15 protein-coding genes are annotated in these 17988 nt (G+C 66.6%); 8 read left to right on the top strand and 7 right to left on the bottom strand.

Annotation, left to right across the window (positions count from 1 at the left end):
- Positions 1-10: 10 nt before the first annotated feature.
- Together CG471_RS10750 and CG471_RS10745 are read left to right on the top strand one after the other, a co-directional pair.
- Positions 11-877, top strand: coding sequence for an enoyl-CoA hydratase (locus tag CG471_RS10750; RefSeq protein ID WP_007707227.1), 867 nt, complete (start codon positions 11-13; stop codon positions 875-877).
- Entirely contained in the window at positions 874-2556 is a 1683-nt protein-coding gene (locus CG471_RS10745; protein WP_099231870.1) for an acyl-CoA dehydrogenase family protein, read from the top strand. The genes CG471_RS10750 and CG471_RS10745 overlap by 4 nt, the downstream gene beginning before the upstream one ends.
- Positions 2557-2602: 46 nt before the next feature.
- On the opposite strand, the gene CG471_RS10740 is transcribed toward CG471_RS10745, so the two are convergent.
- From CG471_RS10740 to CG471_RS10710, 7 genes are all read right to left on the bottom strand, one after another.
- Positions 2603-3775, bottom strand: coding sequence for an acetyl-CoA C-acetyltransferase (locus CG471_RS10740; RefSeq protein ID WP_099231869.1), 1173 nt, complete (start codon positions 3773-3775; stop codon positions 2603-2605).
- A gap of 72 nt (positions 3776-3847) precedes the next feature.
- Positions 3848-4426, bottom strand: a complete 579-nt coding sequence (gene cofC / locus CG471_RS10735; RefSeq protein ID WP_099231868.1) for a 2-phospho-L-lactate guanylyltransferase — start codon at positions 4424-4426, stop codon at positions 3848-3850.
- Positions 4423-5364 carry a 2-phospho-L-lactate transferase gene (cofD, locus tag CG471_RS10730; protein ID WP_099231867.1) on the bottom strand — a complete coding sequence of 314 codons (942 nt, stop codon included), beginning with the start codon at positions 5362-5364 and terminating at the stop codon, positions 4423-4425. Before cofD ends, cofC begins: the two co-directional genes overlap by 4 nt.
- Positions 5361-6134, bottom strand: a complete 774-nt coding sequence (gene cofE / locus CG471_RS10725; protein ID WP_180275670.1) for a coenzyme F420-0:L-glutamate ligase — start codon at positions 6132-6134, stop codon at positions 5361-5363. Before cofE ends, cofD begins: the two co-directional genes overlap by 4 nt.
- A 9-nt stretch (positions 6135-6143) precedes the next feature.
- Positions 6144-6809 carry an NADPH-dependent F420 reductase gene (gene npdG, locus CG471_RS10720; RefSeq protein ID WP_069338666.1) on the bottom strand — a complete coding sequence of 222 codons (666 nt, stop codon included), beginning with the start codon at positions 6807-6809 and terminating at the stop codon, positions 6144-6146.
- The gene (gene cofH, locus CG471_RS10715) at positions 6799-9219 is read right to left on the bottom strand and encodes a 5-amino-6-(D-ribitylamino)uracil--L-tyrosine 4-hydroxyphenyl transferase CofH (protein ID WP_099231866.1); all 2421 of its coding nucleotides are present in this window, start codon (positions 9217-9219) and stop codon (positions 6799-6801) included. Before cofH ends, npdG begins: the two co-directional genes overlap by 11 nt.
- A 51-nt stretch (positions 9220-9270) precedes the next feature.
- Positions 9271-9990 (bottom strand): TetR/AcrR family transcriptional regulator, encoded by a 720-nt coding sequence (locus CG471_RS10710; protein ID WP_004212315.1) that lies wholly within the window; start codon positions 9988-9990, stop codon positions 9271-9273.
- Between the two features lie 95 nt (positions 9991-10085).
- Here CG471_RS10710 and CG471_RS10705 point away from each other — a divergent pair, with 95 nt between their 5' ends.
- The 6 genes from CG471_RS10705 to CG471_RS10680 form a co-directional block, all read left to right on the top strand.
- Positions 10086-11108, top strand: a complete 1023-nt coding sequence (locus tag CG471_RS10705; protein WP_099231865.1) for a phosphotransferase family protein — start codon at positions 10086-10088, stop codon at positions 11106-11108.
- Between the two features lie 22 nt (positions 11109-11130).
- A complete protein-coding gene (locus CG471_RS10700) occupies positions 11131-11871 on the top strand; it encodes an SDR family NAD(P)-dependent oxidoreductase (protein WP_099231864.1) in 741 nt (246 codons plus the stop codon).
- A gap of 44 nt (positions 11872-11915) precedes the next feature.
- On the top strand, positions 11916-13145 hold the full coding sequence (locus tag CG471_RS10695; protein ID WP_099231863.1) for an acyl-CoA dehydrogenase family protein: 1230 nt from the start codon (positions 11916-11918) through the stop codon (positions 13143-13145).
- Between the two features lie 34 nt (positions 13146-13179).
- Complete coding sequence (locus tag CG471_RS10690) at positions 13180-14526, top strand: MFS transporter (protein ID WP_099231900.1); 1347 nt, start codon at positions 13180-13182, stop codon at positions 14524-14526.
- An 11-nt stretch (positions 14527-14537) separates the two neighbouring features.
- Positions 14538-16073: an AMP-binding protein gene (locus tag CG471_RS10685; RefSeq protein WP_099231862.1), complete on the top strand. Its 1536-nt coding sequence runs from the start codon at positions 14538-14540 to the stop codon at positions 16071-16073.
- 5 nt (positions 16074-16078) lie between these two features.
- Positions 16079-17988, top strand: a 1910-nt coding sequence (locus tag CG471_RS10680; RefSeq protein WP_099231861.1) for a PQQ-dependent dehydrogenase, methanol/ethanol family, incomplete at its 3' end; no start/stop codon positions are given.

Genomic DNA, 17988 nt, shown 5'->3' with positions numbered 1-17988 from the left:
GAGAAGGACGATGTCCGAAGAAGCGCAGCCCGAATTCGTGACCTATAATGTGGTGGACGGCGTCGCCTGGGTGATGCTGAACCGTCCCCAATATGGCAATGCCCAGAATTACCGGCTGCTCGGCCAGCTCGACGACGCCTTCAAGCGCGCGGTCGAGGATGACGGGGTCAAGGTGATCGTGCTCGGTGGCGAGGGCAAGCATTTCTCCGCCGGCCATGACATCGGCACCCCAGACAAGGACAGCCACATGCCGCGCACGCGCACCAGCATGTGGTGGGACCATCTGAACAAGGGCGGCGCCGAACGCCAATATGTGCTGGAACAGGACGGCTATCTGGGCCTGTGCCGACGCTGGGCCGACATCCCCAAGCCGATGATCGCCATGGTGCAGGGGGCCTGCATCGCCGGCGGGCTGATGCTGGCCTGGGTCTGCGACCTCATCATCGCATCGGAAGACGCCTTCTTCCAGGATCCGGTGCAGCGCATGGCCCAACCGGGGGTCGAATATTTCGCCCATGCCTTCGAATTGCCGACCCGCGTTGCGCGCGAACTGCTGCTGCTCGGCCGCCGCATGCCCGCCCAGCGCGCCTATAATTTCGGCATGGTGAACGAGATTTTCCCGCGCGAGACGCTGCGCGAGGAAGTGGCCAAGATCGCCGCCGAGATCGCCCAGCATGAACGGTTCGGCCTGGCGCTGACCAAGCAGGCGTTCAACTTCGTCGAGGATGCGCGCGGCAAGCGGCAGGTGATGGATAGCGTGTTCCACATGCACCATCTCGCCCATGCCCATAATCAGCTGATGACAGGCAATCTGGTCGGCGGGCTGGATGCCAAGGCAATGGCATCGGCCAATAAGAAGCAGGCGGGGGAAGGATGAGCGCGACCATGGAGATGGACAAGAATATTCTGGTCCTGCCCGATCTGCCGGCCTTGCTGTCGGGCGCAGCCGATGCCGCGCACGCCTTCGTCGCCGCTGCCCGCCCGCAGGTGAAGGCGCGGATCTGCAACGAAAGCGGCAAGGTCGATCGCGTCCTCGCCGATGTCGAACAGCATGTCGTCCACGGCTTTGGCTGGTTCGCCGCCTATGCCGAAATGCTGCGCGAAGTCGCCAGCTGGGCCGCCAGTCTCGACACGCAGGGCAGCTTTGGCGAGATCGAGGCACTGCTCGCCCAATTGCTCTTCGCCGAATATGGCGCGCAGATGCTGGGCGGCATCCCGATGAACCAGGGCGAGGTGATCCGCCCTACCGACCTTAGCGACGATCTGTCCGCGCTCGACGCACCGGCCCTGCGCACCCTCATCCGCAGCGGCGGCGGCCAGGCGGTGAAGAGCGCGATCGCCGGCCACCTGGTCGATGCGCGCGGGCGGGCGACGCTGGAAAATTGCGGCCTCGACGAGATGTTCGACATGGTGCGCGACCAGTTCTTCGCTTTGTCGAACGAGAAGGTCGCGCCCTTCGCCCATGAATGGCATCTCAAGGATGAACTCATCCCGTTGCCACTGGTCCAGGAACTGGGCGAGATGGGCGTGTTCGGCATGACGATTCCAGAAGAGTTTGGCGGCCTTGGCATGGGCAAGACCGCGATGTGCGTCGTGTCGGAAGAATTGTCGCGCGGCTGGATCGGCGTCGGCAGCCTCGCCACCCGGTCGGAAATCGCAGCAGAACTGATCCTGACCGGCGGCACCGCCGAGCAGAAGGCCCATTGGCTGCCGCAGATCGCCAATGCCGCGATCCTGCCCACCGCCGTCTTTACCGAGCCGGACACCGGTTCCGACCTTGGCGCGCTGCGCACCCGCGCGACGCTTACCGGCGACGAATATCGGGTCAGCGGCAACAAGACCTGGATCACCCATGCCGCCCGCGCCGATGTGATGACCCTGCTGGTCCGCACCGATCCCGACACCCGCAACTATAGCGGCCTGTCGATGCTGATCGCGCCCAAGCAGCGCGGCACCGTCGACGCCCCCTTCCCCACGCCCGGCATGAGCGGCGGCGAGATCGAGGTGATCGGCTATCGCGGCATGAAGGAATATGAGATAGCCTTCGACGATTTCCGCGTGCCTGCCGCCAATCTGCTCGGCGGGGTCGAGGGCCAGGGCTTCAAGCAGTTGATGGCGACCTTCGAAAGCGCCCGTATCCAGACCGCCGCCCGCGCCATCGGCGTCGCCCAGGCGGCGCTCGACATCGGCCTTTCCTACGCACTCGACCGCAAGCAGTTCGGCCGGCCGATCTTCGACTTCCCGCGCGTCGCCAACAAGCTGGCGATGATGGCGGCGGAGATCATGGGCGCGCGCCAACTCACCTATTTCGCCGCCCGGCGCAAGGACGAAGACAAGCGCTGCGACCTGGAAGCCGGCATGGCCAAGCTGATCGGCGCGCGGGTCGCCTGGGCGGCGGCCGACAATGCGCTGCAGATCCATGGCGGCAACGGCTTCGCCACCGAATATCAGGTCAGCCGCCTGCTGGCCGACGCGCGCATCCTCAACATTTTCGAGGGTGCCGGCGAAATCCAGGCCCAGGTCATCGCCCGCCGCCTGCTCGACGAAGCCAATTGAAGGATCGGCCCTTCCCCGCCACCGGGGAAGGGCCGATCCATTCCCCTCAGAGCCGTTCCACGATCGTCACATTGGCCATGCCGCCAGCCTCGCACATGGTCTGGAGGCCATAGCGCGCGCCACGATCATGCAGCGCGCTGACCAGCGTCGCCATCAGCTTGGCGCCCGATCCGCCCAGCGGATGGCCCAGCGAAATCGCCCCGCCATGCACGTTGAGCCGCGCCGGATCGGCGCCCAGCGCCTTGGCCCAGGCCAGCGGCACCGGCGCGAACGCCTCATTCACTTCATAAAGATCGATATCGCCCAGCGTCATGCCCGCCCGCGCCAGCGCGCGCTCGGTCGCCGGGATCGGCGCCTCCAGCATGATGACCGGATCATGGCCCAGCACGGTCATTTCATGCACCCGCGCCAGCGGCGTCAGGCCATGGGTCTTGAGGCCCCGCTCATTGACGATCAGCAGCGCCGCGGCGCCGTCGCAGATCTGGCTGGCATTGGCGGCGGAAATCACCCCGCCCTCGGTCAACAGCTTGACGCTGGCAATCTTCTCCAGGCTGGCGTCGAAGCGAATGCCCTCATCCACCTTGTGGACCAGCGTCTCGCCCTCGGCGGTCTCGACCTCCAGCGGCACGATCTCCGCATCGAACTTGCCGGCCTGCGTCGCCGCCGCCGCGCGATGATGGCTTTCCAGCGCATAGGCATCGAGCGCCGCACGGTCGAAGCCATATTTGCGGGCCATCATCTCGGCCCCGCCAAACTGGCTGAACGGCGTGTCGGGATAGCGCGCCTCGATCCCCGGACTGCGATAGGTGCCAAAGCCATGCTTGGCCGCCAGCGTCCAGGGCAGGCCCATCGGCACGCGCGTCATGCTCTCGACACCGGCGGCGATCACCACGTCCTGCACGCCCGCCATCACCGTCGCTGCGGCAAAATGCAGCGCCTGTTGCGACGAACCGCACTGGCGGTCGACATGGGTGCCGGGCACGGATTCGGGCAGCCCGCTGGCCAGCACGGCGTTGCGGGCGATGTTCGCGCCCTGCTCGCCGCCGGGACAGGCGCAGCCCATGATGACATCCTCGATCGCGGCCGGGTCGATCCCGCTGCGGCCTACCAGTCCCGCCAGCACGCGCCCGGCCAGATCCGCAGGATGCACCCCCGCCAGCCTGCCGCCCCGCTTGCCACCGGCGCTGCGCGCCACGGCCGCAATATATGCCTCCGCCATCCGACTCCTCCAATTATATACCTAGATGCAATTTTATTGCCTTACCCCGCCCATTCGGCAGGGCCAAGGCAATTATGCACCAACGGAAAATATTTGGAGATGTTCGGGCAGGTCGACATCGTCGGCGAGACCGGGCCGCCGGAGGATCGACACGCGATGCCCGGCTCGTTCCGCTTCGCCCACATGCGCGGCACAGCTGCCCGGCCCGAAACGCAACGGGATAAGGCCGGGCCGCTTCAGCAACAGCGCATTCGTTCCCTGCCCCTCTCGGTCGGTGGCGATCACCACATCGGCGGGTTCCTGCACCATCGCGTGCAGGTCCGCAGCCGCCAGCATCGGCAGGTCCGCGCTCAGGATCAGCACCGGGTGATCGGCCGGCAACGCCTGCATCGCCACCATCAGCGCCGGCACATGGCCCGGCTCCCGCTCGGCCAGGACAGTCGCGGCCCGCTCAGTCGCGAAACCGCGCACCTCCGGGCAGGCGCTGACGACATGCACGGTCGCATCCGGGATCGCATCGCGCGCGGCCGCCAGCACATGCCCCAATAATTGCCGGCACAGCGCCGCCCGATCCCGTGGCCCCAGAACCTCGGCTAGCCGGCTCTTGCCCTGCGCGAAGCTCTTGGCCGGGATCAGGATCGACAGGGTCATGGCACCGCGCGCCGCAACGCCGCCGCAAAATCGATCATTTGAGCGGCCAGCGCCCGCTGCTGATCGACATTGCGCATCAATATGTCGGCGCTGCGCACCGCCAGACCCTCGTCGGCCCAGCCCTGCGCATCGGCCACGTCCACCATCAGCCCGTCGATCAGCCCGTCATAATGGCGGGCGATCGTCGCCGGCGTCGTCGGCAGCCCCAGTTCGGTCATGATCTTGGCCGCCGGCCCCTTGACCGCCTGCCCCGCGATGAAGGGCGACAGCGCCACGCACGGCACGCGCCGCGCCACCAGCCTGTCGCGCACACCCGGCACCGCCAGGATCGGGTCGATCGACAGGATGGGGTTGGACGGACAGAGAATGATCGCCTCCAGCGCGGGATCATCCAGCGCCGCCTCCAGCCCAGCACTCGGCCGCGCCGCTGCTGCGCCGTCGAACCGGATCGATTTGAAGCGCGGCCCGCATTGATGGCGCACGAAATAATCCTGGAAGGCCATTTCGCCCTGGTCGGTGTCGATCATCGACCGGACCGGATCGTCGCTCATCGGCACGATCGCCGGCCCGATGCCCAGCCGCGCGGCGATGTCGGCCGTGACCGAAGACAGCGTGCCCTCGCGCAGCAAGGCGGTGCGCAGCACATGGGTCGCCAGATCGCGATCGCCCAGGTTGAACCAGCTTTCGCCGCCCAGCCGCCGTGTCGCGTCCATGAAGGCCCAGCTTTCATCGGCCACGCCCCAGCCCCGCACGCTATCGTTCATGCCCGCCAGCGCATAGGTGACGCTATCGATGTCGGGCGAGATATGCAGCCCCATATGGACGAAATCGTCACCGGTGTTGACGGCAATGGTCAGTGCGCCGAGCGGCACGACGCCGGCCAGGCCATTGGCCAGCTTGGCGCCGCCGACGCCCCCGGCCAGGGCCAGCACGCTCATGGGAACAGGTCCATTGCCGGTTCGCGGATCAGTTCGGCCGCGCTGCCCTCATTGCGGCCCCGCGCAATGCCGCGCGCCACGACGATCGGCCGGCCTTCCCCGGCCTGCCCCATGATCAGCGAGGCGGCGGCCGCCACCTCGTCGGCCAGGCCCAGTTCGCTGGTCTGCAACGGCCGGCCATGCAGGTCCGGCTCGCCGCGCAGGTCGAGCAGGCCGCTCATACCGGCGACGCCGATCGCCACGCCACAGGTGCCCTTGCGCCAGGCCCGGCCCAGACTGTCGATGATGACCACCGCAATGTCGACGCCCAGGGCATCATGCACCGCCCGCCGCAGCGCCGCAGCGCTGCCATCGGGATCGAGCGGCAGCAGCAGCGCGACGCCATCCCCATCCTGCGCGATATTGGACTGGTCGATCCCGGCATTGGCCAGCACCAGACCCAGCCGATGGCGCACGATCAGCACGCCCGGCCGGACCCGCATCAGTTTCTCGCTCTCCGACAGGATCAGTTCGACCAGCCGGGGATCCTTGTGGCATTGCGCTGCCAGATCGATCGCCTCGGCCGAGGGCGATACGCTGGCCAGCGGCACCGCGCGTCCCTCCGCCTTGGATATGATCTTCTGCGCCAGCACGACGATGTCGCCATCCTGCAGCGACAGACCATTGGCATGGCAGGCCGACAGCAGCATGGCCGACAGATCGTCGCCCGGCGCAACCATGGGAACCCCGTTCAGGGCCGATAATGTGACAGCGGCCGGTGCGACTATCATGGATGCAGCTTACACTCCGGTGATGCGAATACCCGATCCGGGCACCTTGTACCGCCTGTTGAGCGCAATCAAGACCGACGTAAGTCCTTCTGCAACAACCGAATTACACAAGGGCCCGGCATTCCAGGCGCGCAGGCCGATTTCCTGCGCCAGTGCGACCACCTGGTCCGCCGCCTCGCTGTCGTCGGCGCAGACCAGCACGTCGCACTCGATCTCCTCGTCCAGCTTGGTCAAATGATGCGCGCTGATATTCTGGAAGGCGGATACGACGCGGACGCCCTCGCCCAGCATCTTCTGCACCGCCTCGACCGCCGATCCGCCGTCGGGCAACTGCACCCGGCTGACCTTGGGCGGCACCAGCGGCACGGTCACGTCGATCAATATCTTGCCCGCCAGCGCATCGGCGACATCCTTCACCGTCGATTGCTGCGCAGCATAGGGCACGGCCAGCACGATGATGTCGGCCTGCGCCGCCGCATCGGGATTGGCCGCGCCGACGACCGAACTGCCGCCCAGCGTCGCGTTCATCGCGTCGGCCGCTTCCTGCGCCCGCTCGGCGGTGCGGCTGCCGATGATGACCTTGTGCCCCTTGTGCGCCCAGCGCAGCGCCAGGCCGCCACCTTCCTTGCCGGTCCCGCCAAGCACGGCGATCGTCGCCAAAGCCTCATTCTGCATATTCAAACCTCTCCTGGTTCGTATCGGCCTCGCGCCGCCGCTTGCGCGGGGGCGTCAGGACCATGGGTGTCAGTTCCGCCGCGGTCATTCCGCGTGCATGGATATCCTCGCTCACGCCGCCATAGGCGGTGCTGCGCTGCCGGGGCGTGCGGTCGATCGACCGGATCAGCGCCTCCATCGCCGCGGGCGGCATTTCCTGGCCATGCTGGGTGCCGGCCGCGCGCGAGATGCTCTCGTTCATCAGCGTGCCACCCAGGTCATTGGCGCCGCCCTCCAGGCAGGCCTTCACCCCTTCCGGCCCCAGCTTGACCCAGCTGGTCTGGATAGACCGGATATGCGGGTGCAGCGCCAGCCGCGCGACCGCGTGCATCAGCCGCACCTCGCGGAAGGTCGGGCCATGGCGCGACTGGCCGCGCACGCCCATCGGCGCCTCCATATGGACGAAGGGCAAGGGCACGAATTCGGTGAAGCCGCCGGTCCGCCGCTGCAGGTCGCGGATGCGGATCAGGTGCCTTGCCCAGTGGCGCGGCGTATCGACATGGCCGAACATGATCGTCGCGGTCGTCGTGAAGCCGACGCGATGCGCGGTCTCGATCACCTCGAGCCATTGGGCCGTGTCCAGCTTGTCCGGGCAGATGATCGCCCGCACCTCGTCATCCAGTATCTCGGCCGCCGTGCCGGGCAGCGTGTCGAGCCCCACCGCCTTCAGCCGGCGCAGGAAGTCCTCGACCGGCAGGCCCAGCGTCGCCGCCCCCTGCCACACTTCCAGCGGGGAAAAGGCGTGGATGTGCATTTCGGGCACCGCCGCCTTCACCGCGCGGGCCAGGTTCAGATAGGTGTCGCCGGTATAATGGGGGTGGATGCCCCCCTGCAGGCAGACTTCCGTGCCGCCCCGTTCCCATGCCTCGCGGGTGCGGCGGACGACCTCTTCCAGGTCCAGGTCATAGGGCTTGCCGCGCAGCGCTTCCGCCTTGTCGCCCTTGGAAAAGGCGCAGAAGCTGCATTTATAGGCGCAGATATTGGTATAGTTGATGTTGCGGTTGACGACATAGCTGATCGTGTCGCCCATCTCCTGCATCCGCAGCGCGTCCGCGCTGGCGCAGACATGCTCCAGGTCACTCTCGCGCGCGGTGAACAGCGTCTCGATCTCGGCTTCTTCCAGCAGCGCCCCGGCCATCGCCCGGTCGACGATCGCCGCGATCGCGGGATCGACCGGCAGCGCCGACGGCCGCGTGATGCGCGGCTCCAGCGCGATACCCGGCGACCAGTCATCCTCGCGCGCAAAGCCCATCGCATCGGCATGGGCCAGCACATGACGGACCATCGCCTGGTCCTGCCAGCGCTCATTATCCTGCGCATAGGCGGGATAGACCGGCAGCCGCGCTACCAGCATTCGCCCTTCGCCCTCGGTCGCGGCGCGCAGCCGCTCGACCGCCGGCCAGGGGGCTTCCGGGTTCACATGGTCGGGCGTCACCGGCGACACCCCGCCCCAGTCGTTGATCCCCGCCGCCATCAGCCGGGGGAAGTCCGCCGCAGACAGGTTGGGCGGCGCCTGGATATTCATCTCTGGCCCCAGGATCAGCCGCGCCACCGCGATCGTCCACAGCAGATCGTCCATGTCCGGCTCGGGCGCATCGGCCATCACCGTGCGTTCCTTGGCCCGGAAATTCTGGACGATCACTTCCTGGATATGGCCATAGCCATCCTGCAGGTCGCGGATCGCCTCCAGCGCCTCGATCCGTTCCTCGCGCGTCTCGCCAATGCCGATCAGGATGCCGGTGGTGAAGGGGATGGCCAGTTCGCCCGCCAGCCGGATCGTCTCCAGCCGTGCCGCCGGTTCCTTGTCAGGCGATCGATAATGGGCGCCGCCCTTGCGGCACAGCCGGTCGGACACCGACTCCAGCATCAGCCCCTGCGACACCGACACCCGGCGCAGCCTGGCCATTTCCTCGCGGGTCATGACCCCGGCATTGATGTGCGGCAGCAGCCCGGTCTCGTCGCGCACCAGCGCCGCCATCTCGGCCAGATAGGACAGGGTGCTGTCATGGCCCAGCCGCGCCAGTTCCTCGCGCGCGGCGGCGAAGCGCAGTTCCGGCTTGTCGCCCAGCGTGAACAGCGCTTCGGTGCAGCCCGCCGCCTTGCCGGCGCGTGCCACCGCCAGCACTTCCTCGCGCGTCATATAGGCATTCTCGCCCGGCCGGGGCGGCTGGGAGAAGGTGCAATAATGGCAGAGATTGCGACATAGCTGGGTCAGCGGGATGAAGATCTTGCGCGACCAGCTCTGCACCCGGCCATGGCCTTCGTCGCGCAGCGCCGCCGCCTGCGCCATCAGTTCGGCCAGCGGCATCGCCAGCAGCTCTGCCGTGCGCGCATGCTCCGCTTCGCCGATCCTTTCCGTAACTGCCATCATCCCGCTCCGCTTGTTTCGTCTTCTATGTTCTGATTGTGATTGCGCCCCGGTTCAACCGACAGGGCCGGGTCGATCCGGAATAGCGCCGCCGCGTTGTCCCAATTGCCTGAGCATCGCCACCGGCAGGTCCGCCGGCGCTTCCAGCAACGCCACCAGCGTCTGCAGGAAATGCTCGACACTCGCCTCGCTGCCCCACATCGGATGCGCCCGGCTCTCGTCTGCCAGCGCGCGCTGCCGTGCCGACAGCACGGCGCTGAGGTAAGCGCCCATGAACACGAAGCGCTGGTTCTGCAACGCCACCGGCAGGTCCGCCATCATGCCCCGTAGATGATCGAGGCACCGGCCATAGGCATTGTTCCAGGCCGGATCGATCGCATCCAGCATCATGTCGCGATGGGTCATGGCAAAGATGACGATGAACTGGACATAATGGCTATCGGGCAGCGCCAGCACCGGCCGCACCAATATCTCCACCACTTCGCGGATCGAGCGCGGCCCGCCCTGCGCCTCCAGCCCGTCGAGCGCCGCATTGCGCTCCCGTTCGAGCGCCATCGCGCCGTCCATCACCAGCGCCCGGACCAGCGCCTCCTTCGACCCGAAATAATAGCTGACGGCACCGTGATTCTTCTGCCCCGCCGCCGCCGCAATCTCGCGCACGGTCACGCCGTCGACGCCCTTTTCGGCGAACAGGCGCAACGCCACCTGCTTGATCTGCTCGGCAGCAGAACCGCGGGTGGCATCATCGGCCTTGGCGAGTTGAAGTCTAACCATGAGTGCAATTTCTCATTGCAATGCTGGTTCGTCAAGTGCATTATCCAATTGACCTAATCGACGGCTAACAGTCGAAAAAAGCGAGGGATGCCTAAGTGGAATCAGCGGTCGACATCGAGTCGCTGGCGACGTGGATGACGGATCAGGGGCTTGGCGCCGGTCCGATCGACAACGTGACGCCGCTTGCCGGAGGGACGCAGAATATCCTGCTGCGCCTGACCCGCGACGGCCGCGATTATATCTTCCGTCGCCCGCCGGCGCATCCCCGCCCCAACAGCAATGCAACGATGCGGCGTGAGGCCCGGCTGCTGCGCGCCATCGCCGGCACCAATGTTCCCCATCCCGCGCTGATCGCCGATTGCGGCGACGAAAGCGTGCTGGGCGTCGCCTTCTATTTGATGGAGCCGATCGATGGCTTCAATCCGGTCGGCCAGCTGCCCATGCCCCATGCCGGGTCGCCGGCGATGCGCCATGCCATGGGCCTGGCGCTGGTCGACGGGATCTCCGCATTGGGCGCGCTCGATCATCAGGCGCTGGGCCTGGCCGATTTCGGCCGGCCCGACAATTTCCTTGGCCGCCAGGTCGATCGCTGGCGCAGCCAGCTGGCCGGCTATGGCGAATTTGCCGACTGGACCGGGCCGCAGGCGCTGCCATCGGTCGACGCCATCGCCGCCTGGCTGGAACGGCACCGCCCGGCCGATTTCACCCCCGGCATCATGCATGGCGACTATCATCTCGCCAATGTCATGTACCGCCCCGACAGCGGCGATCTTGCCGCGATCATCGACTGGGAACTGGCAACGATCGGTGATCCGCTGCTGGACCTGGGCTGGGTGCTTGCGACCTGGCCCGACGGCAGCGGCGCCAGCACCGTGTCGGTCACGCCATGGGAGGGTTTCCCGACGCCCGCCGAGCTGGTCGCCCGCTATGGCGCCGGCTCCGCGCGCAATCTGTCCGCGGTCGACTGGTATCATGTCCTCGCCTGCTACAAGCTCGGCATCCTGCTGGAGGGCACCCATGCCCGCGCCTGTGCCGGCAAGGCCCCCCGCGACACCGGCGACCGGCTCCACAGCCGCGCCATCCACCTTTTCGACCGCGCCCAGGCGCTGATCCGTTGACATGCAGGAAGGATGTTCCCCCTTGGGCAATGAACTGGACTTCACCGGAAAGACGGTGCTGGTGGTCGGCGGATCGAGCGGCATCGGCAATGGCATGGCCCAGGCCTTCCTGAAGCGCGGCGCCCGCGTCCATGTCTGGGGCACCCGCGCCAGCGCCGCCGATTATGCCGGCGAGGAAGGGTCGGACCTCGACAATATCGGCTATACCCAGGTCGATGTCAGCGATCCCGCCGCGATCGCCGCCGCACCCGCCCCCTTCGATGCGCTGGACGTCCTCATCCATTCGCAGGGCGCCGTCCTCTATCGCCGCCAGGAGTTCGAGGTCGACGGCTGGAACAAGGTGATGGCGGTCAACCTCGACTCCATCCTCCACATCTCCAACCGCTTCAAGGATGCGCTGGCCGCCACAAAGGGCGCCGTCATCGTCGTCAGCTCGATCGGCGGGTTCAAGGCGCCCTTCGGCAACCCCGCCTATGCCGCATCGAAGGCCGGCGCCGTCAATCTGGTCCGCGCGCTCGCCATCGCCTGGGCTGGCGAGGGCATCCGCGTCAACGGCATCGCCCCCAGCCTGGTCGATACCAAGATGACCAAGGTGACGATGGACAATGACGAGCGGCGCGACCGCGCCTTGTCGCGCATCCCGCTCGGCCGCTTCGGTGCCGTGGAAGAGATGGCCGGCGTCGCCCTGTTCCTCGCCTCCCCCCTCTCCACCTACATCTGCGGGCAGACGCTGATCGTGGACGGCGGCCTCACGCTGACCTGATCCCCCTGCCCGCCTTCGCCCCATTTCCCAAAAGGACCGATCGCATGGATTTCGAATATTCCGACAAGGTGCAGGCGCTGCGGGCGCAGCTCACCGATTTCATGGACGCCCATGTCTATCCGATCGAGAAGGAACGGGATCATTTCCACCATGATCCCGCCCATCTGTGGCAGCGCTGGCCGGGCACCGAAGCGATCAAGGCGAAGGCGAAGCAAGCGGGCCTGTGGAACCTGTTCCTGCCGCATGAATATGGGGCATGGAGCCCCGGCCTCACCAACCTCGAATATGCGCCGCTGGCCGAGCTGATGGGCCGGGTGATCGGATCGTCGGAATATTATAATTGCTCCGCCCCCGACACAGGCAATATGGAAGTGCTCGCCCGCTACGGCACGCCCGAGCAGCAGGAAAAATGGCTGAAGCCCCTGCTCGCCGGCGATATCCGCTCCTGCTATGTCATGACCGAGCCGGGGGTCGCCTCGTCCGACGCCACCAATGTCGAAACGACGATCGTCGCCGATGGCGACGACTATGTCATCAACGGCCGCAAATGGTGGATTTCGGGCGCGCTCGATCCGCTGACCAAAGTCTATATCCTGCTCGGCCGCACCCCCAATGCTGACCGGCCGCGCCACCAGCAGCATTCGCAGATCCTGATCCCGGCCGACACGCCGGGGATAGAGATCGTCCGCCCGCTCGACGTGATGAACGCCGTGCATTCGCCCGGCGGCCATGCCGAAATGGTCTTCAAGGATGTGCGCGTGCCAAAAGAAAATCTGATCCTGGGCGAAGGACGCGGGTTCGAAATCGCCCAGGGCCGCCTGGGGCCGGGCCGCATCCACCACTGCATGCGTCTGATCGGCCAGGCCCAGCGCGCGCTCGAATATATGGCCCGCCGCGTCGACAGCCGCGTCGCCTTCGGCCGCAAGCTCGCCGATCAGGGCAGCATCCGCCAGGATATCGCCTTGTCCTTCTGCGAGATCGAACAGGCCCGGCTGCTGACGCTCAAGGCTGCCGACGCGATGGACCGCCACGGCAACAAGGTCGCCAAGGATCTGATCGCCGCGATCAAGATCGTCGCCCCGCGCATGACCCAGACGGTTGCCGACCGGGCGATGCAGGTGTTCGGCGGCATCGGCATGGCCAGCGACTTCCCGCCCGCCGCCGCCTTCATGAATGCGCGCTACCTGCGCCTCGCCGACGGGCCGGACGAAGTCCACATGGCCCAGCTCGGCAAGCTCAAGATCGCCGAACTCAACGCACTGCCGCAACGCTGAGAGACGCAAGAGGGCGAAGGGAAGGATCATGCTGATGACCAGCCAGGAGAAAGCCCCGGACGGCGGCGACACCCAGCATCTGGGTACCGCCTGGTGGATGGTGGCCGTGCTGTTCGGCCTCTATGTCCTGTCCTGGGTCGACCGGCTGATCGTGTCGATGCTGGTCACGCCGATCAAGGCGCATCTGCTGCTCAGCGATGTGCAGGTCAGCATGATCACCTCGACCTCCTTCGCCATCTTCTACGCCATTTTCGGCCTGCCGCTCGGCTGGGCGGCGGATCGCTATTCGCGCCGCTGGATCATCTTCGGCGGCGTCGCGCTCTGGGCCGTCGCCACCACCGCCTGCGGCTTCGCGCAAAGCTATGAGGCGCTGCTGGTCGGCCGCGTCTTCGTTGGAGTGGGGGAAGCGGCGCTGCTGCCCGCCGCCTATTCGCTGATCGCCGACGCCTTTCCGCCGCGCCTGCTGACCCGCGCCACCTCCACCTTCCAGATGGCGGGCAAGGTCGGCTCAGCGACAGCATTTGCCTTGGGCGGCGTCGCCATTGCCTTCGCCGCCGCGCATAGCGGCATCCATATTCCCTTCCATGGCCCCGCCCAGCCCTGGCAGCTGGTGATGATGATGGTCGGCGTGCCCGGCCTGCTCATCGCCCTGCTGGTCTTCACCTTCCCCGAACCGGGCCGCCGCGGCGCGACCAGGGCCGCGCGCCCGGTCGCGGAAAAGGGCGCGATCGCCGGCTTCGTGCGCCAGAACTGGCGGCTGCTGGCGCTGATGCTGGTCGGCACCTCCTGCCTTGCCATGTGCGGCTATTCGATGACCAACTGGGTGCCCGCCTATATCGAACGGCATTTCGGCTGGAAGCCGGTGCAATATGGCGTGGCGTTGAGCCTGATGAACATCGTTTCGGCCGTGTCGCTGGTGATCAACGGCTGGATCGTCGACCGCCTGTTCACGCGCGGCATGACGGATGCGCATCTGCGCTTCTACAGCTGGCTGATCCTCGGCTTCCTGCCGGTGATCGCCTATATGTTCTTCGCCACTAACGTCTATGTCTTCCTGGTCTGCTACTGCGTGGCGCAGTTCATCACCGTGCCCTTCATGGTCTATGTCTCCTCGATCATGGGGCTGATCGCGCCGGCGACGATCCGCGCGCGGATGCTGGCCTTCTTCCTCTTCGTCTTCACCATCTTGGGCCTGGGCGCCGGCCCAGCGATCGTCGCCGCGCTCACTCAATATGTCTTCCGGTCGGAAGCCGCGCTGGGCCAGTCGCTGGCGGTGGTCGTCACCGTCTGCTCGGTCGTCGCCCTCCTCTCCTTCCGCATGGCCCTGCGCTACCTCGCCCCCACCATCGCCGCGCGTGCCGTCCACGCGCCGGCCGCCTGAAAGGACGCTGCATGTCTCTCACCCTCCAGGCTGTCGCGCCCGACCGTCGCACCGACATGGCGCTGACCGACGAGCGCGTCTCGCTCGACTGGCTGCAACTGGATGACCTGCTGAACCGCGCTGCCAATGCCTTGAACGGCCTCGACCTGCGCGAACGCCGCGTCGCCGTCTTCGCGCCCAACAGCGCCGAAACCGTGATCGCCTATGTCGCCTGTCTGGAGGCCGGCATTTCCAGCGTCCCGGTCAGCTTCCACCTCACCCCGTCAGAGGCTGCCTATATCCTCAAGGACAGCGGCGCCGTCGCCCTGCTGGTCGGCCCGGAAACGATGGAGGCGGGCCTTGCCGCCGCGGCCGAGGCCGGTGTCGCCACCGTCATCGGCTGGCGCTGTCCCGATCGCGAAGGCGTGATCCATTGGGAAGCGTGGCTCGCTGCCGCCTCGGCCGCAGAGCCTGACCCCAGCGTGCCGCCGCTGCCCCATCTCCATTATACCTCCGGCACCACCGGCCGGCCCAAGGCGACCGAGACCCCGCCGCAATATTTCCCGCGCGTCGCCACGGTCCAGGCGCTGGCGGAAACGGTGCGCGCCCGCATCACGCCCTCGCCCGGCATCGCCGTCGGCCCGCTCTACCATACCGGCCCGCTCGGCATGGCGCGCAACGTCTTCGGCGGCATGAGCCTCATCACGGTCGAGCATTTCGACGCGGAAAAGGCGCTGGCCCTGATCGAGAAATATCGGGTCGCCGGATCGGTCATGGTTCCCACCCATTTCCAGCGCATGCTCGCCCTGCCGGAAGAGGTACGCGCAAAATATGACGTCTCCAGCATCCAGCGTCTCGCCCATACCGGCGCGGCCTGCCCGCGCGCCGTCAAGCAGGCGATGATCGACTGGTTCGGCCCGGTGCTGGTGGAGGCCTATGGCGGCACCGAAGCCGGCTCGACCACCTTCATCACTTCGCCCGAATGGCTCGAACGCCCCGGTTCGGTCGGCCGTGCCTTGGCCCCGTTTCAGACCGTCATCTACGGAGACGATGGCGCGGTGCTGGGCGCCAACGAGGTTGGCCAGGTCTATTTCCGCGACACCAGCGGCCATGGCATCGTCTATCGCGGCGACCCGGAAAAAACCGCCGCCGCCCATATCGCGCCCGGCATCTTCACCCTAGGCGAGATGGGCTATGTCGATGATGCCGGCTATCTCTTCATCACCGATCGCGTGTCCGACATGATCGTGTCGGGCGGTGTCAACATCTATCCGGCGGAATCCGAACATGTGCTGCTGCGCCATCCCAAGGTGGCCGACATCGCCGTGGTCGCCGCCCCCAATGCGGAAATGGGGGAGGAAGCCCGTGCGCTGGTGATCCCGCGCGATCCGGCCGATCCGCCGAGCGCCGACGAACTCAACGCCTTCTGCCGCGCCAGCCTCGCCGGCTATAAATGCCCGCGCGGCTACGAGATGGTCGACGATATCGGCCGCACCATCATGGGCAAGGTCAACAAGAAGGCGCTGCGCCAGCGCTTCTGGCCGTCCGACCGGACGATCGGGGGCTGATCTTCATGCGTCTTGCGTCCCTCACTCTGCCGCTTCTGGCCTTGCTCGCTGCCTGCGCGCCCTCGGGCCAGGCCCGGCGCGATGGCACCGACTGGCCCGGCTATGGCGGCATCGATGAAAATCATTACAGCCCGCTGAAGGACATCAACGACCATAATGTCGGCCGGCTCGGTCTCGCCTGGTATCAGGATATCGACGGCGGCGGCTCCAGCCTGACCGCACCGATCGCGGTCGACGGCATCCTCTATTATGCCTCGGGCTACAGCGTCGTCCACGCGGTCGACGCCGCCACCGGCCATGAACTCTGGACCTATGACCCGCAAAGCTGGAAGGTCGCCGACCAGAAGATGCGCGGCGCCTGGGGCAGTCGCGGCATCGCCTATGACAATGGCGCCGTCTATGTCGGCACGATCGACGGCCGGCTAATCGCCATCAATGCCCGCACCGGGCACAGGCTCTGGTCGACCCAGACCATCGGCAAGGATGACGAACGCTATATCAGCGGCGCCCCCTGGGTCTTCAACGGCAAGGTCTTGATCGGCCATGGCGGCGCGGATTTCGCGCCGATCCGCGGCTATGTCACCGCCTATGACCAGAAGACCGGCAAGCAGCTCTGGCGCTTCCATACCGTGCCCGGCGACCCGAAGCTCGGCTTCGAGAACAAGGCGATGGCGATGGCCGCCAAGACCTGGACCGGCGAGTGGTGGAAATATGGCGGCGGCGGCACCGCCTGGAACGCCATGGCCTATGACCCCAAATATAATCGCATCTATATCGGCGTCGGCAATGGCTCGCCCTGGAACCAGAAGATCCGCAGTCCGGGCGGCGGCGACAATCTCTTCCTCTGCTCGATCGTCGCGCTCGACGCCGACACCGGCGAATATGTCTGGCATTATCAGACCAATCCGGGCGAAACCTGGGACTTCAATTCGGCGATGGACATGGAACTCGCCCGGCTGAAGATCGACGGGCAGGACCGCGACGTGCTGATGCACGCGCCCAAGAACGGCTTCTTCTACGTCATCGACCGCGCCACCGGAAAGCTGATCTCCGCCCGCAACATCGTGCCGGTCAACTGGGCCAGCGGCATCGACGTGAAGAGCGGCCGGCCGATCGAGAACCCGGCCGCCCGCTATCCCGGCGGCAAGGCGGCGATCGTCTATCCCTCGCCCTTCGGCGCCCATAATATCGAGGCGATGTCCTTCAATCCGGGCAGCGGCCTCGTCTATATCCCGACGATGGACCAGGGCCGCGTCTATATCGACCCGGCCGAACCGCTGCAGGGCTGGAAGCATCTCGATGGCCAGCGCATCAGCGTCGGCACCGGCGCGCCGCCGCCCGGCGTCACGCCCGATCGCCCCGCCACCAGCTTCCTGCTCGCCTGGAACCCGGTGACGCAAAGCGAAGCCTGGCGCATTCCCATGCCCGGCCTGCGCGGCGGCGGCGGCACCGCGACCACCGCCGGCAACCTGCTGTTCCAGGGCAATGCCGGCGGCAAGTTCGTCGCCTATGCCGCCACCAGCGGCAAGCCGCTCTGGTCGTTCGATGCCCAGACCGCGGTGATGGCCCAGCCGATCAGCTATCGCGCGCGCGGCAGGCAATATGTGACCGTGATCGCCGGCTCCCGCTTCCCCAGCGCGATCGGCCTGCCGCGCGAATGGAATTACCGCACCCAGCAATGGCGCGTCCTGACCTTCGCCCTCGATGGCGAGGCGGCGCTGCCGAGGGTCGATCCCGTCGACATGCCGGTGATCGACGATCCCGCCTTCGCCGTCGATCCGGCCAAGGCCGCCATCGGCGCCACCGTCTTTGGCCAGCGCTGCTCCATCTGTCATGGCGCCAACGCCGTGTCGGGCGGCGGCGCACCGGACCTGCTCCAGTCGGGCGTTCCGCTCGACACCGCCAGCATGAAGGA

Source organism: Sphingobium sp. IP1 (assembly GCF_002708645.1).
Classification (GTDB): domain Bacteria; phylum Pseudomonadota; class Alphaproteobacteria; order Sphingomonadales; family Sphingomonadaceae; genus Sphingobium; species Sphingobium yanoikuyae.
The sequence above is the reverse complement of the archived record's forward strand: the minus strand, read 5'-3'. Positions and strand labels throughout refer to the sequence as shown.

Bases quoted from the DNA above. Each gene is read 5' to 3' on its own strand.
- CG471_RS10740 (WP_099231869.1), bottom strand. From the start codon at position 3,775: ATGGCGGAGGCATATATTGCGGCCGTGGCGCGCAGCGCCGGTGGCAAG.
- cofC (WP_099231868.1), bottom strand. From the start codon at position 4,426: ATGACCCTGTCGATCCTGATCCCGGCCAAGAGCTTCGCGCAGGGCAAG.
- CG471_RS10710 (WP_004212315.1), bottom strand. From the start codon at position 9,990: ATGGTTAGACTTCAACTCGCCAAGGCCGATGATGCCACCCGCGGTTCT.
- npdG (WP_069338666.1), bottom strand. From the start codon at position 6,809: ATGCAGAATGAGGCTTTGGCGACGATCGCCGTGCTTGGCGGGACCGGC.
- CG471_RS10685 (WP_099231862.1), top strand. From the start codon at position 14,538: ATGTCTCTCACCCTCCAGGCTGTCGCGCCCGACCGTCGCACCGACATG.
- CG471_RS10690 (WP_099231900.1), top strand. From the start codon at position 13,180: ATGACCAGCCAGGAGAAAGCCCCGGACGGCGGCGACACCCAGCATCTG.
- CG471_RS10695 (WP_099231863.1), top strand. From the start codon at position 11,916: ATGGATTTCGAATATTCCGACAAGGTGCAGGCGCTGCGGGCGCAGCTC.
- cofE (WP_180275670.1), bottom strand. From the start codon at position 6,134: ATGATAGTCGCACCGGCCGCTGTCACATTATCGGCCCTGAACGGGGTT.
- CG471_RS10750 (WP_007707227.1), top strand. From the start codon at position 11: ATGTCCGAAGAAGCGCAGCCCGAATTCGTGACCTATAATGTGGTGGAC.
- cofH (WP_099231866.1), bottom strand. From the start codon at position 9,219: ATGATGGCAGTTACGGAAAGGATCGGCGAAGCGGAGCATGCGCGCACG.
- cofD (WP_099231867.1), bottom strand. From the start codon at position 5,364: ATGAGCGTGCTGGCCCTGGCCGGGGGCGTCGGCGGCGCCAAGCTGGCC.
- CG471_RS10745 (WP_099231870.1), top strand. From the start codon at position 874: ATGAGCGCGACCATGGAGATGGACAAGAATATTCTGGTCCTGCCCGAT.